Annotated in this window: 28 protein-coding genes and 1 other RNA gene; 9 read left to right on the top strand and 20 right to left on the bottom strand. The window is 64.5% G+C overall.

What is annotated here, in order from left to right:
* Positions 1-196 precede the first annotated feature (196 nt).
* On the bottom strand, positions 197-865 hold the full coding sequence (locus tag JQ572_RS20420; RefSeq protein WP_249129135.1) for a TetR/AcrR family transcriptional regulator: 669 nt from the start codon (positions 863-865) through the stop codon (positions 197-199).
* A gap of 106 nt (positions 866-971) precedes the next feature.
* Between JQ572_RS20420 and JQ572_RS20415 the strand changes: the two genes are divergently transcribed.
* Entirely contained in the window at positions 972-1,592 is a 621-nt protein-coding gene (locus JQ572_RS20415; protein ID WP_211384604.1) for a hypothetical protein, read from the top strand.
* A gap of 377 nt (positions 1,593-1,969) precedes the next feature.
* Here JQ572_RS20415 and ilvC read toward each other — a convergent pair whose 3' ends face one another.
* From ilvC to miaA, 8 genes are all read right to left on the bottom strand, one after another.
* Positions 1,970-2,989, bottom strand: coding sequence for a ketol-acid reductoisomerase (gene ilvC, locus JQ572_RS20410; protein ID WP_007600992.1), 1,020 nt, complete (start codon positions 2,987-2,989; stop codon positions 1,970-1,972).
* Positions 2,990-3,121: 132 nt separating this feature from the next.
* A complete protein-coding gene (locus JQ572_RS20405) occupies positions 3,122-3,724 on the bottom strand; it encodes a LysE family translocator (protein ID WP_211384603.1) in 603 nt (200 codons plus the stop codon).
* A 7-nt stretch (positions 3,725-3,731) separates the two neighbouring features.
* The gene (locus tag JQ572_RS20400; protein WP_211384602.1) at positions 3,732-4,622 is read right to left on the bottom strand and encodes an EamA family transporter; all 891 of its coding nucleotides are present in this window, start codon (positions 4,620-4,622) and stop codon (positions 3,732-3,734) included.
* Positions 4,623-4,662: 40 nt separating this feature from the next.
* Positions 4,663-5,358 carry a class I SAM-dependent methyltransferase gene (locus JQ572_RS20395; RefSeq protein ID WP_211384601.1) on the bottom strand — a complete coding sequence of 232 codons (696 nt, stop codon included), beginning with the start codon at positions 5,356-5,358 and terminating at the stop codon, positions 4,663-4,665.
* Positions 5,359-5,361: 3 nt separating this feature from the next.
* Positions 5,362-5,904 (bottom strand): acetolactate synthase small subunit, encoded by a 543-nt coding sequence (gene ilvN / locus JQ572_RS20390; protein ID WP_211384600.1) that lies wholly within the window; start codon positions 5,902-5,904, stop codon positions 5,362-5,364.
* 22 nt (positions 5,905-5,926) lie between these two features.
* A complete protein-coding gene (locus JQ572_RS20385) occupies positions 5,927-6,898 on the bottom strand; it encodes a threonine dehydratase (protein ID WP_211384599.1) in 972 nt (323 codons plus the stop codon).
* Between the two features lie 4 nt (positions 6,899-6,902).
* Positions 6,903-8,678, bottom strand: coding sequence for an acetolactate synthase 3 large subunit (locus JQ572_RS20380; protein ID WP_211384598.1), 1,776 nt, complete (start codon positions 8,676-8,678; stop codon positions 6,903-6,905).
* Between the two features lie 329 nt (positions 8,679-9,007).
* Positions 9,008-9,964, bottom strand: coding sequence for a tRNA (adenosine(37)-N6)-dimethylallyltransferase MiaA (miaA, locus tag JQ572_RS20375; protein ID WP_211384597.1), 957 nt, complete (start codon positions 9,962-9,964; stop codon positions 9,008-9,010).
* 11 nt (positions 9,965-9,975) lie between these two features.
* Here miaA and serB point away from each other — a divergent pair, with 11 nt between their 5' ends.
* Positions 9,976-10,881 carry a phosphoserine phosphatase SerB gene (gene serB / locus JQ572_RS20370; protein WP_211384596.1) on the top strand — a complete coding sequence of 302 codons (906 nt, stop codon included), beginning with the start codon at positions 9,976-9,978 and terminating at the stop codon, positions 10,879-10,881.
* 74 nt (positions 10,882-10,955) lie between these two features.
* On the opposite strand, the gene JQ572_RS20365 is transcribed toward serB, so the two are convergent.
* The 11 genes from JQ572_RS20365 to JQ572_RS20315 all read right to left on the bottom strand — a co-directional run bounded on the left by JQ572_RS20365 (position 10,956) and on the right by JQ572_RS20315 (position 20,591).
* Positions 10,956-12,449, bottom strand: coding sequence for a Do family serine endopeptidase (locus JQ572_RS20365; protein WP_211384595.1), 1,494 nt, complete (start codon positions 12,447-12,449; stop codon positions 10,956-10,958).
* Between the two features lie 144 nt (positions 12,450-12,593).
* The gene (locus JQ572_RS20360) at positions 12,594-12,800 is read right to left on the bottom strand and encodes a DUF2065 domain-containing protein (RefSeq protein WP_211384594.1); all 207 of its coding nucleotides are present in this window, start codon (positions 12,798-12,800) and stop codon (positions 12,594-12,596) included.
* Positions 12,801-12,870: 70 nt separating this feature from the next.
* Positions 12,871-13,767, bottom strand: a complete 897-nt coding sequence (gene hflC / locus JQ572_RS20355; protein WP_211384593.1) for a protease modulator HflC — start codon at positions 13,765-13,767, stop codon at positions 12,871-12,873.
* Positions 13,764-14,903, bottom strand: coding sequence for an FtsH protease activity modulator HflK (hflK, locus tag JQ572_RS20350; protein WP_211384592.1), 1,140 nt, complete (start codon positions 14,901-14,903; stop codon positions 13,764-13,766). The genes hflC and hflK overlap by 4 nt, the downstream gene beginning before the upstream one ends.
* 158 nt (positions 14,904-15,061) lie before the next feature.
* On the bottom strand, positions 15,062-15,571 hold the full coding sequence (locus tag JQ572_RS20345; protein ID WP_211384591.1) for a dihydrofolate reductase: 510 nt from the start codon (positions 15,569-15,571) through the stop codon (positions 15,062-15,064).
* On the bottom strand, positions 15,571-16,056 hold the full coding sequence (locus JQ572_RS20340; protein WP_211384590.1) for a GNAT family N-acetyltransferase: 486 nt from the start codon (positions 16,054-16,056) through the stop codon (positions 15,571-15,573). The genes JQ572_RS20345 and JQ572_RS20340 overlap by 1 nt, the downstream gene beginning before the upstream one ends.
* Positions 16,057-16,061: 5 nt before the next feature.
* Positions 16,062-16,856 (bottom strand): thymidylate synthase, encoded by a 795-nt coding sequence (locus tag JQ572_RS20335; RefSeq protein WP_211384589.1) that lies wholly within the window; start codon positions 16,854-16,856, stop codon positions 16,062-16,064.
* Between the two features lie 224 nt (positions 16,857-17,080).
* On the bottom strand, positions 17,081-18,595 hold the full coding sequence (locus tag JQ572_RS20330; RefSeq protein WP_211384588.1) for a tripartite tricarboxylate transporter permease: 1,515 nt from the start codon (positions 18,593-18,595) through the stop codon (positions 17,081-17,083).
* A 7-nt stretch (positions 18,596-18,602) separates the two neighbouring features.
* Positions 18,603-19,364 (bottom strand): tripartite tricarboxylate transporter TctB family protein, encoded by a 762-nt coding sequence (locus JQ572_RS20325; protein ID WP_211384587.1) that lies wholly within the window; start codon positions 19,362-19,364, stop codon positions 18,603-18,605.
* 94 nt (positions 19,365-19,458) lie between these two features.
* Positions 19,459-19,989 carry a chromate transporter gene (locus JQ572_RS20320; protein WP_211384586.1) on the bottom strand — a complete coding sequence of 177 codons (531 nt, stop codon included), beginning with the start codon at positions 19,987-19,989 and terminating at the stop codon, positions 19,459-19,461.
* Positions 19,986-20,591, bottom strand: coding sequence for a chromate transporter (locus JQ572_RS20315; protein ID WP_211384585.1), 606 nt, complete (start codon positions 20,589-20,591; stop codon positions 19,986-19,988). Before JQ572_RS20315 ends, JQ572_RS20320 begins: the two co-directional genes overlap by 4 nt.
* Before the next feature lie 96 nt (positions 20,592-20,687).
* On the opposite strand from JQ572_RS20315, the gene ssrA reads away from it, so the two are divergent.
* The 7 genes from ssrA (at position 20,688) to feoB (ending at position 26,208) form a co-directional block, all read left to right on the top strand.
* Positions 20,688-21,053: a transfer-messenger RNA gene (ssrA, locus tag JQ572_RS20310) on the top strand.
* A 114-nt stretch (positions 21,054-21,167) separates the two neighbouring features.
* Entirely contained in the window at positions 21,168-21,686 is a 519-nt protein-coding gene (locus tag JQ572_RS20305) for an SspB family protein (protein WP_211384584.1), read from the top strand.
* A gap of 87 nt (positions 21,687-21,773) precedes the next feature.
* A complete protein-coding gene (fumC, locus tag JQ572_RS20300) occupies positions 21,774-23,207 on the top strand; it encodes a class II fumarate hydratase (RefSeq protein WP_211384583.1) in 1,434 nt (477 codons plus the stop codon).
* Between the two features lie 277 nt (positions 23,208-23,484).
* Positions 23,485-23,673, top strand: coding sequence for a DUF4169 family protein (locus JQ572_RS20295; protein WP_211384582.1), 189 nt, complete (start codon positions 23,485-23,487; stop codon positions 23,671-23,673).
* Positions 23,670-23,924: a ribbon-helix-helix domain-containing protein gene (locus JQ572_RS20290; RefSeq protein WP_211384581.1), complete on the top strand. Its 255-nt coding sequence runs from the start codon at positions 23,670-23,672 to the stop codon at positions 23,922-23,924. Before JQ572_RS20295 ends, JQ572_RS20290 begins: the two co-directional genes overlap by 4 nt.
* A gap of 114 nt (positions 23,925-24,038) precedes the next feature.
* A complete protein-coding gene (locus JQ572_RS20285; protein WP_211384580.1) occupies positions 24,039-24,314 on the top strand; it encodes a FeoA family protein in 276 nt (91 codons plus the stop codon).
* Positions 24,315-24,336: 22 nt separating this feature from the next.
* Positions 24,337-26,208: a ferrous iron transporter B gene (gene feoB / locus JQ572_RS20280; protein ID WP_211384579.1), complete on the top strand. Its 1,872-nt coding sequence runs from the start codon at positions 24,337-24,339 to the stop codon at positions 26,206-26,208.
* Positions 26,209-26,400: the final 192 nt, after the last annotated feature.

The following is a 26,400-nucleotide window of genomic DNA, read 5'->3' as shown; positions in this document are numbered from 1 at the left end:
ACGGTCACGGACAAGCAACGCGCGTCACGGGCCGATCTTCGCTTAATGTTAGTGGACGGCGAACGGCCGCGTGGCCAACTCCATCCCTCACCCTCAGGAGCCTGCGACGCAGGCGTCTCGAAGGGCGAGGCCCGAGTTGGGCCTGCATGGTTCGAGACGGCGCTACGCGCCTCCTCACCATGAGGGTCGGGCAGGATCAGGCGCCGTGCGCCGGCCTGGCGATCCCGGCGATGAACAGGTCGATCACCCCTTCCGCCATCTGGTCGATCTCGCCCTCCTCCACGCCCCACCGCGGAAGGTGGCCGTCGAGGTTCATCCGGGCAAAGCCGTAGACCATGGCGCGGCCGGCGACCTGGATGCTCTTGAGGTCGGCCGATCGCAACAGGCCCTGCTTCGCCGCATCGGCCAGGATCTGCTCGGTCAGAGCGATCAACTCGGCATTGTCGCGCGTCAGCTCCGCCGAGCTGCCATGGGCGAAATAGCGCCCGGTGGAGATGATCTCGAAATGCGCGGGATTGCGCATCGCCCAGCGCAGGTAGGCAAGGCCGAAGGCGCGGAAGCGGCCGAGCGGAGCGGCGGTCGGTGCCTGATCCAGCGCCACCTCGATCTCGGCTCGAAAGCGCCGCTGCGCCTCCTCGGCCGCCGCCGCCATCAAGGCATCGCGGTTCGGAAAGTGCCGGAACGGCGCCCCCGGCGACACCGCGGCCCGTCGTGCGGCCTCGCGCACCGAGACTTCCGCACCCTCCGCAGCCAGTTGCAGCGCAGCATCGATCAGCGCGCGGCGGAGGTCGCCATGGTGATAGGGCCGGGGTTCGGGGAGATTGGTGCGGCGAGCACGCGGCTTGGACGGCGGTCGAGCGGGCATGCCGCGTTCTAGCATCACCCGAACGTGAATGTAAGCAGCGATTACACCATTGACGGTCACCCCCTCCCCAAATGTAATCGATGATTACATAATGGAGGAGACCACCATGACACAACGCCAAAGCTGGTTTGAAGGCTGGCGGCTGCTCGCCGCTTTCTGCTTGAGCCTGATCGTCCTGAGCCTGTGGATCGCCTCGATGCGACAGTTCGAGGTCGAGGGCGTGCGGATGGTGATCCGCTTCACGGCACGAAGCTCGCTGCTGCTGTTCTGCCTCGCCTTCAGTGCCGCGGCACTGGCGCGGCTGTGGCCCAACAGCTGGACGCGCTGGCAGCGACGCAACCGGCGCTATCTGGGCTTGAGCTTCGCCGCCTCCCACGCCATCCACGCAGGCGCGATCGTCGCGTTCGCCGAGATGGATCCGGCCGGCTTTGCCGAGACCACCTCGGCGGCCTCCTACATCTTCGGCGGCATCGGCTATGCCGTCATCATCGCCATGAGCGCGACCTCGTTCGACCGCACCGCCGCGCTGCTCGGGCCGCGCGCTTGGCGCGCGCTGCACCTAGCAGGCGGATACTATCTCTGGGTCCAGTTCATGGTGTCGTTCGGCAAGCGCGTGCCGGCGATGCCGCTCTACGCCGCATTTCTCATTCCGCTCCTCGCGGTGATGGCGTTGCGGCTGATCGCGATGGCCGCGAGCCCCGCCCGGCAGACTGCTGACGCGCAATAATGCTCGCGCAAGACGCCGCAGCTGACCTCGCTTCTTAAGATGAAGTCGCACGCAAGCGGCACGCGGCGAGATTATCGCGCGATGAGAGAGCAGATGAAGAGCCGAGTCTTCGGCTCTGAAGACGCTGGTGTTTTGGCGCTTGGAATCTTACGAGAAGGACCGAGAAACGACGCCAGACCAAGAATGTGATTTAAGCGTCATTTCTTCGCGCTCAGAGGGCGCTTCTACTCGCGAAGAATTTGAATGAAGCAGCAGTGCTTCGCGCGAGATGAAAAGAGCGAGACCGCGGTTTGCGATCTCGCTCAGATATAGTCGCGAAGGTTTAAGAATTGGTTTGGCGAGCGAAGCTTGTGCTCTCGCGTCGCGACGACGACGACTTAGTTCTTGCTCTTGTCGACCAGCGCGCCCTTCTTGATCCAGGGCATCATGTCGCGAAGCTTGGCGCCGACTTCCTCGATCGGATGCTCGGCGAGCTTGGCGCGGGTCGCCTTGAACGAGGTCTGGTTGACCTTGTTCTCGAGCATCCAGTCGCGGGCGAACTTGCCGGACTGGATGTCGTTGAGCACGCGCTTCATCTCCTTCTTGGTCTCGTCGGTGACGATGCGCGGACCGGTAACGTACTCGCCGTACTCGGCGGTGTTGGAGATCGAGTAGTTCATGTTGGCGATGCCGCCTTCATAGATCAGGTCGACGATCAGCTTCACTTCGTGCAGGCACTCGAAGTAGGCCATCTCCGGGGCGTAGCCGGCTTCGACCAGGGTCTCGTAGCCGCCCTTGATCAGCTCGACCAGGCCGCCGCAGAGCACGACCTGCTCGCCGAACAGATCGGTCTCGCACTCTTCCTTGAAGGTGGTCTCGATGATGCCGGCCCGGCCGCCGCCGACCGCGGAGGCGTAGGAGAGGCCGAGGTCATGGGCGTTGCCCGAGACGTCCTTGGCGATCGCGATCAGGCAGGGAACGCCGCCGCCGCGCTGGTACTCCGAGCGCACGGTGTGGCCGGGGCCCTTGGGCGCGATCATCAGCACGTCGAGATCGGCGCGCGGGTCGAGCAGATTGAAGTGGACGTTGAGGCCGTGCGCGAAGACGAGGGCGGCGCCCTTCTTCATGTTGTCGTGCAGGTGCTCGCGGTAGATGTCGCCCTGGAGTTCGTCCGGGGTCAGCATCATGACGAGGTCGGCCCATTTGGCAGCTTCGGCGACTTCCATCACCTTGAAGCCGGCGGCTTCCGCCTTCTTGGCCGAGGCCGAACCCTTGCGTAGCGCGATGGCGACGTCCTTGACGCCGGAATCCTTGAGGTTCAGCGCATGGGCGTGGCCCTGGCTGCCGTAGCCGACGATGACGACCTTCTTGCCCTTGATCAGGTTCAGGTCAGCGTCGCGATCGTAATAAACACGCATGGTCGTTTCCTCGTTCAGGGCCAGAATCGGCCGATGGTCAGTGTCCGAAGGGTGAAATTTGCGGATTTCCGGGGCTGTCTAGAGCATTTTGGCCCCTTAAGGAAACCCGTTTCTGCATGGAAATCCGCGACATCATGCATCCATGAAAACGGGGTAGAGGGAGGCCAGCAGCAGGATCGCCATCAGGATATTGAAGGCGCGGACCAGCCGCTCTGACGTCAGAACGGGACGCAGCGCTGTCCCGAAAAGGGCCCAGAGCACCGTCGAGACGGTGCCGACGAGCAGGCTGACCAGGGTCTGGATCGCGATGTTGATCGGAAACCGGGCGATCGCCGCATAGGCGGTAATGGTGCCAATCACGATCACCCAGCCTTTGGCATTGATCCATTGGAACATCGCCGCGCCCCAGAAGGTCATCGGGCCGCGGGCACTCTCCGCGCCCGGCTTGGCCGGGCCGGACATGGCGATCGCGGCGGCAAGATAGATCAGGTAGGCGGCACCGGCATATTTCAGGATGGTCTGGAGGATCGGATAGGCCAGGAACACCGTGCCGAGCCCGAGGCCGACCGCGGCAACCATGAAGGCAAAGCCGAGGACGATGCCAACGATGTGGGGGATGGTACGCCGGAAACCGTAGGTCAGGCCAGAAGCCAGCAGCATGATGTTGTTCGGTCCTGGCGTGAAGTACATCACCACCATGAAGGCGAGGAAGGCATAGAACAGCGATTGGGACATGCTCACCTCACGCCGTCTTCGGTTGCGGTTCTTTGGGTAACGCCGCGGGTCGCTTCGCCAGCACCATCACCGCGATACCGCCGATCACGGTCAGCATGCCGGCGAGGCGCAAGGGTCCGAATCTTTCTCCGAACACGATGCTGGAGGCGGCCGAGCCGACGAACGGCACGAGCAGCGCGAACGGCACCACCTGTGCGGCAGGATAGTCACGCAACAGCCGGCCCCAGAGCCAGTAGGCGATGCTGGTCGAGATGGCCCCGATCACCAGCAGGCAGATGAGGCCGGTGAGCGACATATGGATCAGCGAGCGCCACGTCGGCTCCGGCCCGTTGACGACCAGCGCGAGCAAGAGCAGGGGCACCGCGGTGACAAGGCACAACCAGGCGAACAGGTCGAACATCGGCACGCCGCGCGCGCCTCGCAGCAGGACGTTGCCCACGGCAAAGCTGACCGGCGCGATCATCAGAACCGCAAACGCGCCAACGCTGAAATCATAACCGACGGTACCGCAGATCATCAGGAGGCCGACTGCTGCAATGACGATGCCCAGCGTCTGCGCCGGCGTCGGCCGCTCGCCGAATGCAGCGGCAGCAAAGCCAATCGTGAACAGGGCCTGGCTCTGCACGACAACGCTGGTCAGCCCGACCGGCACGCCATGGGCGATGCCGTAAGCTTGCGAGAGGAACTGCCCGAGGAACAGCGTGAAGCTGATCGCGACCAGCAGCCGCCAGGCGACCTTCGGCCTGGGAATGAACAGGCACGGCACCGCTGCAATGGTGAAGCGCATCGCCGTCATCAGTTCCGGCGAGAACTCGTCGAGAGCGATCCGGCTTGCGACGAACGCAAGCCCCCAGATGACCGCCACCAAGATGGCGATGAGGATGTCGGCCGGCTTCATTGTTGTTTCCGGTTCTGCCCTGTCGTGCAGCCCTGTTGTCTTAGCCTTGCTCGCCGGCTTTCGGTTTACGCAAAAGATAAGTGCCGTGCATCGGCGCCTGGTAGTCGGCCGAGACCAGCGTGAAGCCGACGTCGGTCAGCATCCGCTCCATCACCCAGCCGAAGGTGGAATATTCGTCGCGCATATGCGTGACCACGCTCGCCCGCGAGAAATCGTGGTTCTTGATCTCGAAGTCGGCCCATTGCTCGACGTCGCGCTCGACGGCATCGGGCATCGAAGCGTAGACGATGTCGCGCAAATAGAAGGTCGCACCGGGCTTGAGCGCGCGATAGATCCGCGACATCGCCACCGCCTTCCAGAAATCCGGCAGATGGTGCAGTGTGAATTCGCTGACGATCAGGTCATAGGATTCCGGCCGGTAGGCGAAGCTGAGCAGACCAGCGGACTGCGTCCGCACGGGCGCCTTGCGGTCACGCGCATAGATCTCGGCGAGCGCAAGCATCGCAGGCGAGATGTCGATGGCGTCGACCTCGGCGCCCATCAGCGCAGCCTCGGTCGCCAGCACGCCGTTGCCGCAACCGATATCGGCGATGCGCCAGCCGCGCTGGACGCCGAGCATCTTCAGCGCGGCGCGCGCCCGCAGATCGGCATCGTCGTGGGAGTCGTAGATCGAGGCCACTGCAGGCCCGATCCCCATCCGGTTCCGCTCGTTGTAGTACCAGTCGCGCGCCAGCATGTCTCACATCCCTTCAGGCCCGCGGCCGATCGCGGCGACGCCGGTGCGCGACACCTCGACAAGGCCGAGCGGACGCATCAGGTCGATATATTGATTGATCTTGTCGGTATTGCCTGTGATCTCGAACACAAAGCTCTCGGTGGTGGCGTCGATCACCCTGGCGCGGAAGGCGTCCGCCAGTCGCAGCGCTTCGACCCGATGCTCGCCCAGTCCGCGCACCTTCACCATCGCAAGCTCGCGCTCGATCGAGCGCTTGGTCAGCGTCATGTCGACGACGCGATAGACCGGGATCATGCGGTCGAGCTGGTGCTTGATCTGCTCGATCACCATCGGCGTGCCCGTGGTGACAATGGTGATGCGCGAGAGATGCTTCTGGCTTTCGGTCTCCGAGACCGTGAGACTCTCGATGTTATAGCCGCGCCCGGAGAACAGGCCGATGACGCGGGCGAGCACGCCGGGCTCGTTCTGCACGAGCACCGATAGTGTGTGCGTCTCGTTGGGATCGTGACGCTCCTCGATGAAATAGGCGGATGCGGGCTGGTTCATTGTCGTCCCCTCTTGTCTCCCGTCACGCCATTGCTGGCGCGTCCGTTCCGACCCAACGGCGGAACAGATCGAAATCGATATTGCCGCCGGACAGCACGAGACCGACGCGCTTGCCCGACAGTTTTGTCTTTTCCTGAAGCGCCGCGGCGAGCGCGGCGGCGCCGGCGCCTTCGGCGAGATTGTGCGTGTCGGTCCAGTAGGCGCGGATCGCGGCGGCGACCTCGTCGTCGGTGACCTCTACGATGCGCGAGGCGCCCTTGCGGATCAGCGCGAACGCATCCCCGTCGGGAATGCGCGTCGCCATCCCGTCGGCCAGCGTGTTGCTGCTCTCGGTGGTCACGACGTGACCTGCCGCAAACGATAGCGCGTAGGACGGCGCCTCGGTCGACTGCACGCCGACGATCTCGGTCTTCAGGCCCAGGAGATCGCGCGCCATGATGCAGCCGCAGATGCCGGAGCCCTGCCCGATCGGTACGTAGAGAATGTCGAGATCGGGCGCGGCCCCGAACAGCTCGAGCGCGTAGGTCGCCACCCCCAGAACGAGGTCTGGGTGGAACGACGGCACCATGTGAAGCCCGGCGAATTGCGCGTGGCGCCCCGCCTCCTCGCGCGCGGCTTGGAAGTCGTCGCCATGCTCGATCAGTTCGGCGCCAAACGCCTTCATCGCCCGGTTCTTCTCGACCGAGTTGCCGCGGGGCACGTAGATCACCGCCGGCACGCCGTGGCGGCTCGCGGCAAAGGCCAGGCTCTGGCCATGATTGCCGCGCGTCGCCGAGATGATGCCCGGAACGTTCGGCCGTTCGCGCTTCAGCCGGTCGAGATAGACGAGCCCGCCGCGCACCTTGAAGGCGCCGATCGGCGTGTGATTTTCATGCTTGACCAGAACTTGCGTGCCGAGCCGCTGGCTGAGCAGCGGCCAGGCGTGCGCCGGCGTCGCCGGCACCGCCTGCCCCACGATCTCGTGCGCGCGCTCGAGCTCCTTCAGGTCGAACATCGCGTCACACCAGCGCCTTGCCGCCGGCAAATGCCTTTGCCGTGGCTTCGTCGTTGGCCTGCTCCGGCAGCAGCATCTCGTTGTGCGCCTTGCCGGAGGGAATCATCGGGAAGCAGTTTTCCAGCGACGCGACGCGGCAGTCGAACAGCACCGGGCGCTTGACCGAGATCATCTCCTGGATGGCACCGTCGAGATCGCCGGGCTTGTGCACCTGGAAGCCGACGCCGCCATAGGCTTCCGCGAGCTTGACGAAGTCCGGCATCGCCTCCGAATAGGAATGCGACAGCCGGTTGCCGTGCAGCAGCTGCTGCCACTGCCGCACCATGCCCATGTACTGGTTGTTCAGGATGAAGATCTTGATCGGCAGTTCGTACTGAACCGCCGTCGACATCTCCTGCATCGTCATCTGCACCGAGGCATCGCCGGCGATGTCGATGACCAGGCTGTCGGGATGGGCCACCTGCACGCCGACCGCGGCCGGCAGGCCGTAGCCCATGGTGCCGAGACCGCCCGACGTCATCCAGCGATGCGGCTCCTCGAAGCCGTAGAACTGCGCCGCCCACATCTGGTGCTGGCCGACCTCGGTCGTGATGTAGGTATCCCTGCCGCGCGTCGCCTCGAACAGGCTCTGGATCGCATGCTGCGGCAGGATGACGTCGTTGCTCTTCTTGTAATAGAGCGAGTTGCGGGCGCGCCATTGCGCGATCTGCTGCCACCACGCCTTGATGTCGGGCCTCTTCGCCTCCGCCTTGAACACCTGGAGGATGTCGCCGAGGACGTTGCCGCAATCGCCGATGATTGGCACGTCGACGCGGATGTTCTTGTTGATCGAGGACGGGTCGATGTCGATGTGGATCTTCTTCGAGCCTGGCGAGAACGCGTCGACGCGGCCGGTGATGCGGTCGTCGAAGCGCGCGCCGACGCACAGCATGACGTCGCAATCATGCATCGTCATGTTGGCCTCGTAGGTGCCGTGCATGCCGAGCATGCCGAGCCAGTTCTTGCCCGACGCTGGATACGCACCCAGTCCCATCAGCGTCGAGGTGATCGGAAAACCGGTGACCTCGACCAGTTCCCGGAGCAGCTTGGTGGCCTCAGGGCCGGAATTGATGACGCCGCCGCCGCTGTAGATCACGGGGCGCTTGGCAGTGGCGAGCAGCGCGACGGCTTTGCGGATCTGCGTCGCATCGCCCTTCACGCGCGGTGCGTAGGAGCGATGCACGTCGGATTTGCGCGGCGGATGATAGGTGCCGGTCGCGAACTGCACGTCTTTGGGGACGTCGACCAGCACCGGGCCCGGACGGCCCGTGGTCGCGACGTAGAAGGCCTCGTGCAGCACCTTGGCGAGATCGTTGACGTCGCGCACCAGCCAATTGTGCTTGGTGCAGGGGCGCGTGATGCCGACGGTGTCGCATTCCTGGAACGCGTCGTTGCCGATCAGGTGCGTCGGCACCTGGCCGGAGATGCAGACCAGCGGGATCGAGTCCATCAGCGCGTCGGTCAGCGGCGTCACCATGTTGGTGGCGCCGGGGCCCGACGTCACCAGGGCTACGCCCGGCTTGCCGGTCGAGCGCGCATAGCCCTCGGCGGCATGGCCCGCACCCTGCTCGTGGCGGACCAGGATGTGCTGGACCTCGCTCTGCTGGAAGATCTCGTCATAGATCGGAAGCACCGCGCCGCCGGGATAGCCGAAAATGTCGGTCACGCCGTGATCGATGAGTGCGCGGACGATCATCGCTGCGCCGGTCATCTGGTTCGGATCGTGGCTCTTGTCGTTCATTGGCTTGCTCCGGATGCGCTGTTGTCAGCGGCTTCTTTGTGTCTGGTTCGGGAAATAAAAAAGGCCCCGAAGAGGGACCCATGCACACCGCCTGTCATGTGGATGGCAGCTAGCCACCCCCGGCGGTGTGCCTGGGTACGACGGCGATAAGGAGTTTGGTAATAATGTTACGCATGGCAGGTGTCCGGCTTCCCGAAGGTTGCGCGAAACATAGCGACCAATGCCCTGATGTCAAGGCAATGCGGCCCTTCCCGCGCGATTTTGCCAGTGTAGCGGTGTTCCCGGGCTTCGGCGAGAGGTAAATTTGGGAACCGCGGCACAAAACCGTGTCAGCCGGGGTCCCGAGCCGCCCTCACGATCGCCGCGAGCCACCCCCGTGCGTCCTGCGGCTTCAACCATTCGAATTCCGGCAGCTGGTGCCGGAACCAGGTGAATTGCCGCTTGGCGTAATGGCGGGTATCGGCACGGCCGATCGTGCCGGCTTGCTCCAGGCTGAGCTCGCCACGCAGATGCCGGATCAAGGCCGGCACGCCATGGGCCTTCATGGCCGGCAACAACGGATCGAGGTGTCGGACGGCGAGTTGCTCGACCTCCTGCAGCGCGCCGGCGCCCAACATGGCATCGAAGCGGGCGTCGATGCGCGCGTAGAGCTCGTCGCGTTCGGGCGCGAGAAACACCGCGCGAAAACTGTCCTTGGGCAGCAAGGGCGGCTGGCCCTCATGGTGCCAGTCGAGCAGCGAACGCCCGGTCGCCTCGACCACTTCGAGCGCGCGCGCGATCCGGGTGCGGTCGCGCAGGTTCAATCGCTCGGCCGCACGCGGATCGGAGACTGCGAGTTCCGCGTGCAGCGCCTCGACGCCGTTCCGTTCCAGCCGCGCCCGCACGTCCTCGCGCACCTCTGCGGGGATCGCCGGCACAACGGACAGGCCCGCCGTCAGCGCCTTGAAATAGAGCCCTGTGCCGCCGATGAAGATCGGCAGGCGACCCTCGGCCTTCGCCTCGTCGAGCGCCTTCGCCGCATCACTGACCCAGGCACCGGCCGAGAAATTCATGGCGGCATCGACATGACCGTAAAGGCGATGCGGAGCGCGCGCCTCGTCGCCATGGGTGGGACGCGCCGTGATGATGCGGAGGTCGCGGTAGACCTGCATGGAATCGGCATTGATCACGACCCCGCCCGCAGCGAGCGCCAGCTCGAGCGCCAGCGCCGACTTGCCGCTGGCGGTCGGGCCTGCGATAAGCACGGCCTTGCCGACATAGCTTCCGCTGACCTGCCTCTCGCTCACGAAAACCTCAAATGTCCCTCGTCGCCACGCTGATCTGCAACCCGAATAATCCCGCGCTCGACTCTACCATCGTCGACGGCGCCCGCGCGGTGCTGCCTCAGGCAGCTCCCGCGCACTGGCTGTTCGACGGGGTTGCGGTCGACATCCCCTTCGGCGCCGACAGTAACCTCGAAGGCGACCGTCACGCCATCGAACAGCGGCTCCGCGAGCTTCGCGGCGACCTGCCCATCGACATCGTCGTGCAGCCAGTCGGCTTCCGGCGCAAGAAGCTTTTTCTCGCCGACATGGATTCCACCATGATCAGCCAGGAATGCATCGATGAGCTCGCCGATTTTGCCGGGTTGAAGGCCCACGTGGCTGCCATCACCGATCGCGCGATGCGCGGCGAGATCGAGTTCGAGCCGGCGCTGCGCGAGCGCGTCGCGCTGCTGAAGGACCTCCCGGTCGGCGTGGTCGACAAGGTGCTGGCCGAACGCATCACGCTGACGCCAGGCGGCCGTGAGCTGGTCGCAACCATGCGCGCCCACGGCGCCTATGCCTGTCTCGTCTCCGGTGGATTCACGCTGTTCACCAGCGCGGTCGCCGCCAGGATCGGCTTCCAGGAAAACCGCGCCAACGAGCTCGTCGTCCGCGACGGCAAGTTCACCGGCGGGGTGAAGGAGCCGATCCTGGGCCGCGCGGCGAAGCTCGCGACGCTGGTGGATCTGATGGAGTCGTTCGATCTCGACGACATCGATTCCGTCGTGGTCGGCGACGGCGCCAATGACCTCGCGATGATCCAGGCGGCGGGGCTGGGCGTGGCCTATCACGCCAAGCCGGCGGTGGCCGCCGCGGCAGCGGCGCGAATCGATCACGGCGATCTCACCGCGCTGCTGTATGCGCAGGGGTATCGGCGGCGCGAGTTCGTGGAGGCGTAACGCCCTCTCCGCTGTCATCACCCGTCTTGTGCGCAATTGCGCAGTGGAGCGGGTGATCCAGTATTCCAGAGACCTTACTGAACGCTCAGCGCCACGAAGCGCAGCTCGCCGTCGCCGTTGGAGACGAGCAGCAGTACGGACTTCTTGCCGTCCTTCTTGAGCTGGTCGACCCGCTTCTGGATGTCGGCGCCGCTGGCGACCGCCTCCTGCGCCACCTCGACGATGACGTCGCCGGCGGAGAGCCGCTTCTCGGCGGCGTCCGAATTGGCGTCGACGTTGGTGACGACCACGCCCTTGACGCTGTCCTTGATCTTGTAGCGCGTGCGCAGATCCTTGCTGAGTGCCGCCAGATCTAGGCCAAGCGCCTTCTGCGTCACAGTCTTTTCTGGAGCAGGCTCGTCGGCCTTCACCGCGGCCTGCACCTTCTCGGGATCCTGGAGACGGCCGAGCGTGACCTTCTTGGTCTCCTCCTGGCCCTTGCGGATGATGACGACGTCGACCTCCTTGCCGACCGCCGTGTCGGCAACGACGCGGGAAAGGTCCTTGGGGTCCTTGACGTCCTTGCCGTCGAACTTGACGACGACGTCGCCGGGCTCGATGCCGGCGGGCTTGGCCGGGCCCTTGTCGTCGACGCCGGCGACCAGCGCGCCGCGCGGCGGCTTGATGTTGAGGCTTTCGGCGATCTCGTCGGTGACGCTCTGGATGCGCACGCCAAGCCAGCCGCGGCGCAATTCGCCGAACTGACGGAGCTGGTCGACGACGCCGGCGACCGTCTTCGACGGCACGGCGAAGCCGATGCCGATCGAGCCGCCGGACGGCGAGATGATCAATGTGTTGACGCCGATGACGTCGCCATCGAGGTTGAACAGCGGGCCGCCGGAATTGCCGCGGTTGATGGCGGCGTCGGTCTGGATGTAGCTGTCATAGGGCCCGTTGGAGATGTCGCGGTTCTTGGCCGAGACGATTCCGGCCGTCACCGTGCCGCCGAGGCTGAACGGATTGCCGATCGCGACCACCCAGTCGCCGAGGCGGAGCTTGTCGGAGTCGCCGAACTTCACCGCGACCAGCGGCTTCGTCGGCTTGAACTTCAGCACGGCAAGGTCGGTCTTCTTGTCGACACCGACCAGCTCGGCCTTGATCTTGGTGCCGTCGTTGAGGATGACGTTGATCTCGTCGGCGTCCGCGATGACATGGTTGTTGGTGACAGCGATGCCCGATGTGTCGATGATGAAGCCGCTTCCGAGCGAGTTGGTCTTGCGTGGTGGGCCGTTGTCGCCGCCCTTGCCGCCGCCGCCGGGACCTTTGCGGTTCTTGAAGAAGTCGTCGAAGAACTCCTCGAACGGCGAGCCGGGCGGCAGTTGCGGCATGGTGTTGCTGCCGCCGCCCTTGGCCTCGACGGTCTGCGAGGTCGAGATGTTGACGACCGCGTCGATCACCTTCTCGGCGACGTCGGCAATGCCTTCCGGTCCGCGCGCATAGGCCGGCGTGCCGAACGCGCTGAAAGCACTGACGGCGAGCGCAGCCAGCCCTAAGCGCAAGCGGATCGGTGCAATGGTGGCAGCGGTCATTGTGATCTCCAGAAAACAAGGATTCGGCGTCAAGACTGCGCTCGAACGGGGGGACGGCGCAAGCGCGGACCTCAACAGGCCTCAACACCCGGATAATAAGGCGAAAACCGGTCTCTCGCCTTCACTTTGGCGTTGGCGCTGTGGCTAAATTGGACGTCGCATAACCCAGATCAGGATCAAGCCGGCCACGGCCGAACCGATCCCGACCGCCCGCAGGACGTTGTCGGGGGTGGCCATGGCGCTTTTCATGGCCTTGCGCATCCAGGCCGGACTGGCCGCAAACATCAAGCCTTCCAGCACGAACAGGATGCCTAAGCCGATGAGGAAGTCGGCGAACGCAATGGACCTCATCGGATTGGAACCTCCCGTTGTGCTCTCTTGTCTGGACGAAGGGCGGCAGAACTGCCGCCCTCTGTCTAGCTCACGGCTTCGCCGGTGTCTCGGTCGCCGTCTTGCCGCTCGGGTTGCTGAAATACCGGAAGAAATCCGAGTCCGGGCGCAAGAGGAAGCGGGTGTCGCTCGAGCGCAGCCCGTTCTCATAGGCCGTCATCGACCGGTAGAAGGCGAAGAAGTCGGCATCCTTGCCGTAGGCCTCCGCGAACAGACGGTTGCGCTCGGCGTCACCGACGCCGCGCGTCTGTTCGGCGGTCGAGTTCGCTTCGGCAATGATCACCGTCGCCTCGCGATCGGCCTTGGAGCGGATCTCCTGCGCCTTCTGACCGCCCTGCGCGCGGAATTCGGCGGCTTCACGCTGACGTTCGGTCTGCATGCGCTGGTAGACCGCCTGGCTGTTCTGCTCCGGCAGATCGGCGCGACGGATGCGGACGTCGACGACCTCGATGCCGTAGCCGTCGGCCTCACGGTCGAGTTGCTCGCGGATCCGCCCCATCAGCTTCTCGCGCTCGTCACGCACGACGGTGATGAAGTTGACCTCGCCGAGAACGCGGCGCAGCGCCGCGTTCAAGAGCGACGTGAGCTGGAGGTTGGCCGCCTGGATCGAACCGACGCTCTGATAGAAACGCAACGCGTCCTTGATCCGGTAACGCGCGAAGGCGTCGACCACGAGGCGCTTCTGGTCGGAGGCGATGACCTCCTGAGAGGGATTCTCCAGGTCGAGAATCCGCTTGTCGATGTTGATCACCGAGTTCCACGGAGCCTTGAAATGCAGCCCGGGATCGGTGACGACGTCCACCGGCTTGCCGAACTGCAGCACTATGGTCTGCTCGGTCTGTTGCACCGTGAACAGCGACATGTAGGCGACGATCACGACCAGCAGAAGTCCGAGAAGCGCGACGATACCTGTGACCGGAGACCTCATCGGCTGCCTCCGCTCGACTGCTGGCCGGTCGTCGTGGACGGCCGCTTGGGCGTCAATTCGTTGAGCGGAAGATAGGGCACGACACCCTGCCCCGAGGAGCTTCCGTCATAGATCAGCTTTTCCGAGCCGCCGAGCACGCGCTCCATCGTCTCCAGATAAATCCGTTCACGCGTCACGTCGGGCGCCTTCTTGTATTCCTCGTACACCTTCAGGAAGCGCGAGCTCTGGCCCTTGGCCTCGGCAACCGCCTGCTCCTTGTAGCCTTCGGCCGCCTGCACGATCTGAGCCGCGCGGCCGCGCGCCTCCGGCACCACCTTGTTGGCGTAGGTCTGCGCTTCGTTCTGCAACTGCTCGAGGTTGGCGCGCGCCGCCTGCACGTCGCGGAACGCATCGATCACCTGTGCGGGCGGATCGACCTTCTGCATCTGCACCTGGGCGATCTGGATGCCGGCGCCGTAGTTGTCGAGCGTCTTCTGCATCAAGTCCTGCACGGTGCTTTCGGTCTGCGTCCGCGCCCCGGTCAGGATCGGCTGGATGTTGGAGCGGCCGATCACTTCGCGCATCGCGCTCTCGGCGATGGCCTTCACAGTGCCTTCGGGGTTCTGGATGTTGAAGAGGAAGTTGCCGACGCCGTTCGGCTTGATGCGCCAAAGCACGGTAAAGTCGACATCGACGATGTTCTCGTCGCCGGTCAGCATCAGGCTCTCTTCCGGCACGTCGCGGATGGAGCGGCCACGCCGGGCCGGATCGTCGATCAGTGTCATGCCGATGGAGATGGTGGAGACGCGTAGCGCCTTCGGCAGCAGCACTGTCTCGATCGGATAGGGCAGGTGATAATTCAGGCCCGGGTCCACGGTCCGCACGTGCTTGCCAAAGCGCAGCACGACGCCTTGTTCTTCAGACTGCACGCGGAAAAAGCCCGACAACAGCCAGAGCGCGACGATGATGAGCAGGATCAGCGTGATGCCGATGCCGGAGAAATAGCCACCCGGCATGATCTGCTGAAGGCGGTCCTGACCGCGCCGCAGAAGGTCTTCCAGATCCGGCGGCCTCGGCCCGACCGGTTGCGGGCCTGAGCCCCATGGTCCCTTTGGACCCGAGCCCCACGGGCCACCGCCCTGATTCTTCCACGGCATTCGACGTTCTCCTCGGCAGACCGGATTAAAACTGATCCGGCCCGCATTGTCTGGTCCGGCTTTATAGGGGACAGGCAGGTCCCTTACAACGCAGCCCTCGCCGCCCTCCGAGCTATGCTCGGGCACGAAAAAGTCAATGTAAACATTGGCAAAAGCGGTTAATGGGGCCGCCGCCGACGATATGTCACATAGGAGAAGTCGGCGCCGTCGTCGGGGCCGGCAGGATGGCGGACGCGCGCCACCTCATCCCATTCCGCCTTGTCGATGTCGAAATGCGTGTCGCCTTCGGGACGCGCATGCACTTCGGTGATTTCGAGGCGATCGGCGCGATCGAGCCATTGCCGATAGATTTCGGCGCCGCCGATCACCGCGATCTCGGCGACCGAACGCCGCAGGGCATCGCCGCGCGCGACCATCCCTGCATCGGCAGCCGACGTCGTGACGATGGCACCATTGGCGCGATAGCCCGCATCGCGCGTGACGACGATGTTGGTGCGGCCCGGCAGCGGCCGGCGCAGGGATTCGAAGGTCTTGCGGCCCATGATCACGGGCTTGCCGATCGTGAGCGCCTTGAAACGCGCCATGTCGGATTTCAATCGCCACGGGATCGCGTTGCCGGCGCCGATGACGCCGTTCTCCGCGATCGCAACGACGAAGACGATCTCCATCAGGATTGGCTCCCGGCAAGTCGTGTCAGCGCAGGCCCGGCGACGCGGCACAGCGTCCAATCGTCCAGCATGACGGCGCCGAGCGATCTGTAGAATGCGATCGACGGGGCGTTCCAGTCCAGCACCGCCCATTGCAGCCGCGACCAGCCGTTCTCGACGCATTGCTTCGCCAGATAGACCAGCAGCGCCTTGCCGAGGCCCCTGCCCCGATGCGGCGGCCGCACGTAGAGATCTTCGAGATAGATGCCGTAGCGGCCGCTGAAGGTGGAGAAATTGAGAAACCACACCGCAAAGCCGGCCGGCTCGCCATTCCATTCGGCGATCGCACAGAAGAGCCGCGGATCGTCAGCGAACAAAGCCTCCTCGATCATCGCCTCGGTCGCCTCGACCTCGTGCGAAAGCTTTTCGTATTCGGCAAGCTCCCGAATGAACGCGAGAACGAGTCCGGCTTCGCCGGGACGCGCGCGGCGGATGTTGAGCGACATCGACGCTAGACCGCGACTTCCGCCTTGATGTGCGGATGCGGGTCGTAGCCGACGAGCTCGAAATCCTCGTAGCGGAAGGAGAAGATGTCCTTCACGTCGGGATTGATCCGCATCACCGGCAGCGCGCGCGGCGCGCGCGTGAGCTGGAGCCGCGCCTGCTCCAGATGGTTGGAATAGAGGTGGGTATCGCCGAACGAATGCACGAAGTCGCCGGGCTTCAGGCCGGTGACCTGCGCGACCATCATGGTGAGCAGCGCATAGGACGCGATGTTGAAGGGCACGCCGAGGAACACGTCGGCCGAGCGCTGGTAGAGCTGGCACGATAGCTTGCCGTTGGCGACGTAGAACTGGAACAGGCAATGGCACGGCGGCAGCGCCATCTTGTCGACCTCGGCCGGATTCCAGGCCGAGACGATCAGGCGGCGGGAGTCCGGATTGCGCTTGATCATGTCGACCACGTTAGCGATCTGGTCGATGCTGCGCCCGTCCGGCGCGGGCCAGGAACGCCATTGATGGCCGTAGACGGGTCCGAGATCGCCATTGGCGTCCGCCCACTCGTCCCAGATGCTGACGCCCTTGTCGCGCAGATATTTGATGTTGGTGTCACCCTTCAGGAACCACAGCAGCTCATGCACGATCGCCTTCAGCGGCAGCCGCTTGGTGGTCAGCATCGGGAAACCGGCGGACAGGTTGAAGCGCATCTGATGGCCGAACACCGACAGCGTGCCGGTGCCGGTCCGGTCGGTTTTCTCGGCGCCGTCTGAAAGAATCCGCTCGAGCAGGTCCTGATATTGGTGCATGTGCAACTGAGCCTTTGGGAAGGCGGCGAATTTAACGACCGCCTCCGCACTGCGACAGCGGCGATTCGCCATCCTTTTGCATTATACCCGGAAAAGTGAGCGCTCTCGGTGCAAACGGCAAGGGGGCGGAACCTGCGCTCCGCCCCCTTGCCTATCAGCTTGATCCTGCTGGCTAATTTGCCGGCTTGGGTTTGAGCTACGGCGCCGACGCTGGCGCGTCGCCCTCAGTTCTCGGATTCGGTGAACACCTCATCGCGCTTGGCACGCAGCATGGGCAACAGCGTCAGCACCAGCAGGAAGGCCGCAATCGCGAGCAGCACCGCCGACAGAGGACGCGTCAGGAACACGCTCCAATCGCCGCGCGAGATCAGAAGTGCTCGGCGCAGGTTCTCTTCCATCAGCGGTCCGAGCACCATGCCGAGCAGCAGCGGCGCCGGCTCGAAATCGTGCTTGATCAGCCAATAGCCGACCAGGCCAAAGACACCCGCGAGGATGACGTCGACCGGCGCGTTGTTCACCGAGTAGATGCCGATCGCACAGAAGATCACGATCGAGGGGAACATCAGCCGGTAAGGCACGCGCAAGAGCCGCACCCAGATTCCGACCAGCGGCAGGTTGATGATGATCAGCATCAGATTGCCGATCCACATCGAGGCGATCATGCCCCAGACGAGGTCGGGTTGCTTCTGCATCACCTGCGGACCCGGCACGATGCCATGGATGGTCATCGCGCCCACCATCAGCGCCATCACCGCGTTCGGCGGGATGCCGAGCGTGAGCAGCGGGATGAAAGACGTCTGCGCTGCGGCGTTGTTGGCGCTTTCCGGCGCCGCCACACCCTCGATCGCGCCGCGGCCGAACCGCGACGGGTCCTTGGCGATCTTCTTCTCGAGTGTATAGGCCGCGAACGAGGCGATCACAGCACCGCCGCCCGGCAGGATGCCGAGGATCGAGCCGAGCACCGTGCCGCGCAGGATCGCAGGCGCCGAGTCTTTCAGATCCTTCCTGGTCGGCATCAGGCCGGTGATCTTCTGCTGCACGAGATCGCGGTTCATCTCGGCGCCGGCGTCGAGATTGCGGATGATCTCGGCGAAGCCGAACACGCCCATCGCAACCGTCGCGAAGCCGAGACCATCGGCAAGCTCCGGAATGTTGAAGGCCATGCGCGAGGCGCCGGTCTCGATGTCGGAGCCGACCATCGACAAGAGCAGACCGAATACGATCATCGCGATCGCCTTCAGCACCGAGCCCTTGGCCAGCACCACCGCGAAGATCAGGCCGAGCACCATCAGCGAGAAATATTCGGCCGGGCCGAACGCCAACGCAAGCTTGGTCAGCGGCGCGCCGAGCACGGCGATGAGCACGGTCGCAACGCAGCCGGCGAAGAACGAGCCGATCGCCGCGATCGCCAGCGCCGGGCCGGCACGGCCCTGCTTGGCCATCTGGTGACCGTCGATGGCGGTGACGACCGATGTCGCCTCGCCCGGTATGTTCACGAGGATCGACGTGGTCGAACCGCCATATTGCGCGCCGTAATAGATGCCGGCGAGCATGATCAAGGCGCCGACCGGCGGCAGTCCGAAGGTGATCGGCAGCAGCATTGCGACCGTCGCAATGGTGCCGATACCCGGGAGAACGCCGACCAGCGTGCCGACGAGGGCACCGATCAGGCACATCAGGAGGTTGATCGGAGAAAGCGCGACGGCGAACCCGTGAGCGAGGTTGGCAAAAATATCCATTACGCCCTCACTGGACCAGGAAACGCGGGAACATCGGCATCGGCAATCCGAGCACGTAGGGGAATAGAATTGCGCAGCCGGCCGTCAGGCAGGCGCCGACGATGATCGTTTCGACCCAGCGCGTCTCATGCGTGCCCATCGCCGCGATCAGGAAGCTCGTGAATGCCGAAACCACCACCCCAAGCGGACGGATCGCCAGCGCGAAGAAGACGATCGAGACCATCACGAAGAGCGGCCCACGCCAGGCATAGTGCGCCATGTTCGGCCCATCGGTCAGCAGTCCCGTCAACGCGATGCCGGCGCCAAGTGCGACGAGGAGCCCGCCAAACATTCGCGGCGCCGTGCCGGCGCCAAAGGAGAAGCCGCGCATACCCTGCAAATCGCTGGAGGCCCACAGCGCGAACAAGGCGAGCGCCATCAGAACGATACCGCCGACATAGTCCTGCGCCGACCTGATCGTCATGAAGATCGTGAGGATCGCGACCGCAAAGATCGGATAGGAATAGATCAGCGCCAGCAGCACATCGGATGACGCCTTCTTGGTGTCACCGCCGACCACCCCGAGTAACGCGCCGGGCGCGCCCGCGAGCAGCGCCGCAGCGTGGCTGATCACGATGGCGGCCGGGCCACGTCCGGCGCCCCAGCCAAAGATCGTCCCGAACGACCAGATGAATTCGAAAATCTGCGGCGCTATGGCCAGCAGACAAAAGCTGATCACCACCGACGTGTTTCGGTTGGCTGTCGCCGAGTGGCCCATCGTATCGGCCATGCCTGTCTCCTCCGCGACCCGTAAGTCACGAGCAATGTTGTTCTAATCGGCTGGAAAACGATCCCCCGCCCGGATCACTGCCTAGCGATTTTCATTACACAATGCCAGCAAAACCCAACAGGCCTCCGACGAGCAAAAGCCATAGTGGATTGATGCGCGAGACCGAGGCGATCACCGCAACGGTCGCGGTCAGGAGCAATGCAGCAAGCGTGCGATCGGTCGACTGGGCCAGGATCAGGGCACTGGCTGACATCAATCCGATCGAGAGCGGAACCAGTGCAGCCTGAATCAGCCCGGGCCAGCGCGATCGGCTCGGCCGGTTGAGGAGCCGGCTGACACAATAGGCAAGCAGCGCCGTCGGCAGGCACATCGCCAGCGTCGCCGCCAGCGCACCGGGAATGCCGGCGACGGCATAGCCGATTAACGTCACGATAAGCACGTTCGGACCTGGCGAGAGCTGCGCGATCGCGTAGGCGTCGGCGAACTGCTTGTCCGTCATCCAGTGATGCACCTCGACCGCGATGCGGTGCATCTCGGGCACCGCCGCCGCGGCACCGCCGACTGCAAACAGCGACATCAGACCAAAGGTGGAGATCAGCGCCCAGATCGGGTTCTCGGCGTTCATGCTGCTACCTTCCGCCGCATCAGGAAGATGGCGCCGACACTCAGGGGGATCGCGACCAGAAGCACGGCCTGGAGCGGCAGGCGAAGGACGCCGATGGCGAGGAACACCCCCAGCATCAGGATGAGCGCGACGGCGTCCAGCCGCTTGAGCAGCGGCGTCATCATGCGGAAGACCACCGCGATCAAGAGGCCGACCGCCGCACAGGAGATGCCCGCCAGGACGCGGCGCAGCACCTCCACATCGCCGAACCTGGCGTAGACGATCGCAAGCACAGTCATGATCAGCGTCGGCGGCAGCAGCAGCCCGGTAAAGGCGGCAACGCCGCCCGCGATCCCGCGCAGCCGCGACCCGAACACCATCGACAGATTGACGATGTTGGGCCCGGGCAGGAAGTGGCAGAGCGCAAAGGTCTCGTTGAACTGGTCCGCCGTCATCCAGCGGTGCCGCTCGACGATGGCCTGCCGGGCAAACACCAAAACCCCGCCGAAGCCGGCCAGCGACATCCGGGCGAAGGCCAGGAACAGCGCGACGAGGCCGGGTGGAGAAGCATGGACGGTGGGGATACCGGGCTCTTGTGCGGCCGGTGCGGAATCCAGGGACATGTCAGGAGCTTAGAACGGGCGCGGCAGCGGGGCCAAGGTCATCCGGACAGCCGTCCGGAACCTATCCAAAGGGAACCTCGCCAAGACTGCTCGAAACACCTGTCATTTGAAACCTTTGCCCCCTATATTGGGGGTGCCGGTTCGCCGGCTATGGAAATAAACGGTCGTCGCAATAAACCATTCGGACCCGGGGGCGGTACCCGGCGCCTCCACCAAAGCCCACTAGCGGGCGAGCCCAAAGGCGGGTTTTGGCGGGGGCGAAATAGGATCGACGAGGGCGTAAAGGGCGTTCTTTTTCTCGGTATTGTTCCGCCGTTATCGGGCTATGCAATAGTTGCCAACGACAACTTTGCTCCGGTTGCTCAGGCTGCGTAACGCAGTTTGAAAGACCATTCTGAAGTCCTAACGGGTTAAGCTCCGTTAGGCGGGGTTCGGAGGCACCTGGCAACAGAAGCCTCCACTTGCCTTTTATTTCCTACCCCGCGGGGACTCCTGCTGACCCGTCAGGCGCGGTACTATTGCGGCTTGGCGAGTCGGGCCGGCAGGGCCCAGCTCCTGGAATGCAACAGGACCACCATGACGACCGATCATATCCGATACGATGTGCTGGCTCGCGACGCGCTGCGCGGCGTGCTGCGCAAGGTGCTGACTGATGCCGCCTCCCATGGACTGCCGGGCGAGCATCATTTCTTCATCACCTTCGTGTCGAAGGCCGAGGGCGTGAAGCTGTCGTCGCGGCTGCTGGCGCAATATCCCGAAGAGATGACGATCATCCTGCAGCACCAGTTCTGGGATCTGATCGTGCTTGAGGACCGTTTCGAGGTCGGCCTGTCCTTTGGCGGCATTCCGGAGCGGCTGATCGTTCCGTTCAGTGCCATCAAGAGCTTCCTCGACCCGTCCGTGAAGTTCGGCCTCCAGTTCGACACCTCCGATGTCGCCGAGGTCGCGCCCGAGACCTTGCCGGCCACTTCCGCGCCGTCGGCCGTCGCGGTGCCGGCGCCTGCCGCCGAGCCCGCGGAAAGCACCGAGGAGCCGGCGGGCCCCAACCAGGGCGGCGCCGAAGTCGTGCGGCTCGATCGTTTCCGCAAGAAATGATCTAGATCGGGCCAGAGCCCGTCGCACGCGGCCAGACTCCCTATATAGAGGCACATGAAGAAGCCGCCCGGCGTTTGGTGCGGCGCAATGGATGTGCTCATGGCCAAGGCTACCAACTCAAAGACCGTCCACCCCGCGACCCGCACCGAGACCGACAGCTTCGGCCCCATCGAGGTCCCCGCCGATCGCTATTGGGGGGCGCAGACCGAACGCTCGCGCCAGAACTTCCGCATCGGCATCGACCGCATGCCGATCTCGCTCGTGCATGCGCTCGGCATCGTCAAGCTCGCCGCAGCGCAGTCCAACCTCGAACTCGGCCTGCTCGACCGCCGCCGCGCCAATGCCATCATCCGCGCCGCGCGCGAGGTGATCGAGGGCAAGCTGGACGATCATTTTCCGCTCGTGGTGTGGCAGACCGGCTCGGGCACCCAGAGCAACATGAATCTCAACGAGGTGATCGCCAACCGCGCCAACGAGCTGCTCGGCGGCGAGCTCGGCGCCAAGAAGCCCGTGCATCCCAACGATCACGTCAACATGAGCCAGTCGTCCAACGACTCGTTCCCGACCGCGATGCACATCGCGGCCGCAAGCCGCATCAATGCCGATCTCGTCCCGGCCCTCGGCGAGCTGCTCCGCGCGCTGCGCAAGAAGGAGAAGGCGTTTTCGAACATCGTCAAGATCGGCCGCACCCACACCCAGGATGCGACGCCGCTGACGCTCGGCCAGGAGTTTTCCGGCTATGCCGCCCAGGTCGAAAGCGGCATCGCCCGGCTCAAGGTCGCGGTGAAGGAGCTGCATCCGCTGGCGCAGGGCGGCACCGCCGTCGGCACCGGCCTCAATTCGAAGCCGCGCTTCGCAAAACTGTTCGCAAAGCACGTCGCCGGGATCACGAAGCTGCCCTTCACCAGTGCCGCCAACAAATTCGAGGCGCTGGCCTCGAACGACGCCTATGTGCTGGTGCACGGCGCCATCAATTCGGTTGCGACAGGCCTGTTCAAGATCGCCAACGACATCCGCCTGCTCGGCTCGGGCCCGCGCTCGGGCCTCGGCGAACTGATCCTGCCGGAGAACGAGCCGGGCTCCTCGATCATGCCGGGCAAGGTCAATCCAACGCAGTGCGAGGCGATGACCATGGTGTGCTGCCAGGTGTTCGGCAATCACACCGCGATCACGGTCGCCGGCAGCCAGGGCCATTTCGAGCTCAACGTCTACAAGCCCGTGCTGGCCTACAACATGCTGCACTCGATCCGCCTGATGGCGGACGCCGCGCGCTCCTTCACCGAGCATTGCGTCAGCGGCATCCGCGCCGACGAGAAGCGCATCAAGGAGCTGATGCAGCGCTCGCTGATGCTGGTGACGGCGCTCGCGCCGAAAATCGGCTACGACAACGCCGCCAAGGTGGCCAAGACGGCGCATGCCAACGGCACCACGCTGAAGGAGGAGGCCCTGCGGCTCGGCTTCGTCTCGGCGGAGGAGTTCGACCGCCTGGTGCGCCCGGAGAAGATGACCAGCCCGGGATAAAATTCCGAATTCCGATAGCCATCCGTAGTGATACGGACGCTCCGCCCACAGAAATATGCGGCTTTGGCGGCGGGATTTGATTACCGTCAATGTTGCGGCTGGGCGGCGTGTTACGCAGTCCCACTGCCCTCCACCGGGCGAAATTCATCGTTTGATGGTCCAAGGGCCGATTGACGAGGACAAGCGAATGGCGATCAAGTCTTGTGGGGCGCCACGCGGCCCCCTGTTTCTGAAGTTTTCATCCTGCCTGCAGAGGATCGGATGATGGAGACGCGGCATGGGGAACGTCATCAACCTGAATCGTTTCAGGAAGCGCGCCGAACGGGAAACCTCGGCGAAGCAGGCGGACGCCAACCGGGCGAAGTTCGGCCGCACGAAGGCGGAACGGTCGGCGGAGCAGACGCGCGCGGACCAGGCGAAGGAACGCCTGGACCAGCATCAGATCGATCGCGAGGAACAGCCATGAAATCGCCGGTCGTGAAACGGTCGATCGTCGTCGCCGGCCACAAGACCAGCGTCAGCCTGGAAGAGGCGTTCTGGAACGGCATGAAGGAGATCTCGGGCCTGCGCAATATGACGCTGTCCGAGCTGGTCGGCGAGATCGACGGCAACCGCCAGCAGGGCAATCTGTCCTCGGCGATCCGCCTGTTCGTGCTCGACTACTTCAAGAGCCGCGCCATGGCCGCCCTCCAGCCGGACAAGGTCCCGGCCCAATAGGCGTTGGGGCTTCGCCCTCGGCGCGCCCGGCTCTGCACTTTAAAATCGCTCTAAGGTGCAGTTTCGGCCGACCCGCGCGCTTGACCTCGATGCCCTGCGTTGAAAATACAGGGCATGACCGAAACCAATGACACGCGCCCGCATATGCCGCTTGGTCTGGCCCAGCGCGGCTACACCGGCGTCATTCAGCACCTTTCCGTCAAAGAGGCGGCCTCGGCGCTCTCCGACATCGAGCTCGAGAGCCGGCTGATCGAGCTCGGCTTCGTCGAGGGTGCCCGGGTCGAGGTCCTGCACGAGGGGCTGGTCGGGCGCGACCCGATCGCCGTGCGGGTCGACAGCATCACGATCGCGGTGCGTCGGCGCGAAGCCATGGCCATCATCGTCGCGTGATGCGGCCGGACCAGTAAATCCCATGGAATTACCCCTGCTGCATCTCGCCCTGGTCGGCACGCCCAACAGCGGCAAGACCTCGCTGTTCAATGCGCTGACCGGCAGCCGGCAGAAGGTCGCGAACTATCCGGGCGTCACCGTCGAGCGCAAGGAAGGCTTCTTTGTCACGCCCCAGGGGCGCCAGGTCTCGGTGGTCGACCTGCCCGGCACCTATTCGCTGCGCGGCCGCAGCCCGGACGAGGAGATCACCCGCGACTTCGTGCTCGGCAAGGCCTCCGGCGAGACGGTGCCCGATCTCGTGCTGTGCGTGGCCGATTCCACCAATCTGCGCCTGACCATCCGCCTGCTGCTGGAGCTCAAGCGCACCGGCCGGCCGATGGTCCTCGTGCTCAACATGTTCGACATCGCGGCCCGGCGCGGCATCACCGTCGACGTGGAGCGGCTCGCCAAGGAGCTCGGCGTCCCCGTGGTCACCTCGATCGCGGTGCGCAAGGGCGGCACGGCCGACCTGCTGACGCTGACGGACGAGATCTCGGCAAGACTCGCCGCCGAGCCGCAGGAGAATACCTGGCGCGCGCTCAGCGTCGGCGAACTGCGTTCCACCCAGCGTGAGGCCGACCGCATCATCGCCGACTGCGTCAGCCTGCCTGCTAGACCCGACACCTGGACCGCGCGGATCGATGCCGTGGTGCTGCATCCGGTCGGCGGCCTGATCGTGCTCGCGGCTATCCTGTTCGTGATGTTCCAGGCGGTGTTCGCCTGGGCGCAGCCGCTGATGGAGCTGCTCAACTCGGGCTTCGACGCGCTCGGCGAGTTCGTGCACGCCACCCTGCCCGCCGGCCTGCTGCAGAGCTTCCTGCAGAACGGCGTGATCTCGGGCGTCGGCAGCGTCATCGTGTTCCTGCCGCAGATCATCATCATCTTCCTGTTCATCCTGCTCCTGGAAGATTTCGGCTACATGGCGCGCGCCGCGTTCCTGATGGACCGCATCATGGGCGGCGCCGGCCTGCACGGCCGCGCCTTCATTCCGCTGCTGTCGAGCTTTGCCTGCGCCATTCCCGGCATCATGGCGACGCGCGTAATCGACAACAAGCGCGACCGGCTGACCACGATCCTGATCGCGCCGCTGATGACCTGCTCGGCGCGCATCCCCGTCTACACGCTGATCATCTCCGCCTTCATTCCGGCGAAGGACGTCTGGGGCTTCGTCAACCTCCAGGGCCTCGTGATGTTCGGCCTCTATGCGGCCGGCATCGCCAGCGCGCTGGCCGTCTCGTTCCTGATCAAATTCTTCATGCTCCGCGACTATGCACCGGCGCCGTTCATGCTGGAACTGCCCGACTACAAGATGCCGCGGCTGAAATCGATCGTGATCGGCGTCACCACGCGCGCCAAGATGTTTCTGCACCGCGCCGGCACCACGATCTTCTCGATGATGGTGCTGATCTGGTTCCTGGCCTCGTTCCCGCAGCCGCCGGCGGGCGCCACGGAGCCCGCCATCGACTTCAGCCTCGCCGCGATCATCGGCAAGGCGCTCGAGCCCCTGCTCGCCCCCGTCGGCTTCAACTGGCAGATCGCGGTCGCGCTGATCCCGGGCATGGCGGCCCGCGAGGTCGCGGTCGCCGCCCTCGGCACCGTCTATGCGATCGAAGGCGGCAAGGAAGCGGCCGAGCAGATCGGCCAGGTGCTGGCGACGAAATGGTCGCTCGCGACCGCGCTGTCGATGCTGGCCTGGTACATCTTCGCCCCGCAATGCGCCTCGACGCTGGCCGTGATCCGCCGCGAGACCGGAAGCTGGCGATGGATGGCAGTGACCTTCGGCTACATGCTGGTGCTGGCCTATGCGGCGAGCCTTCTGACCTACAATATCGCGGTCGCGTTGGGGGCGGGATAGAGCCCCCTCAAACCAAAGCTGCGAAAACAACCCCATGCACAGTAGACGGAAGCTGTGAGATCAATGGGTTGGGCAAGTACGAAATCATCCGACCGTAGCCCGGATGGAGCGGCTTCCGCCTTTGCTCCTCGAGCTACGGCGGACAAGCCGCTCCATCCGGGCTACCGGCAAAGCGCCGGTTGACCCGTCGGG

It is taken from the genome of Bradyrhizobium sp. SZCCT0153 (assembly GCF_018129995.1).
Classification (GTDB): Bacteria; Pseudomonadota; Alphaproteobacteria; order Rhizobiales; family Xanthobacteraceae; genus Bradyrhizobium; species Bradyrhizobium japonicum_G.
The sequence above is the reverse complement of the archived record's forward strand: the minus strand, read 5'-3'. Positions and strand labels throughout refer to the sequence as shown.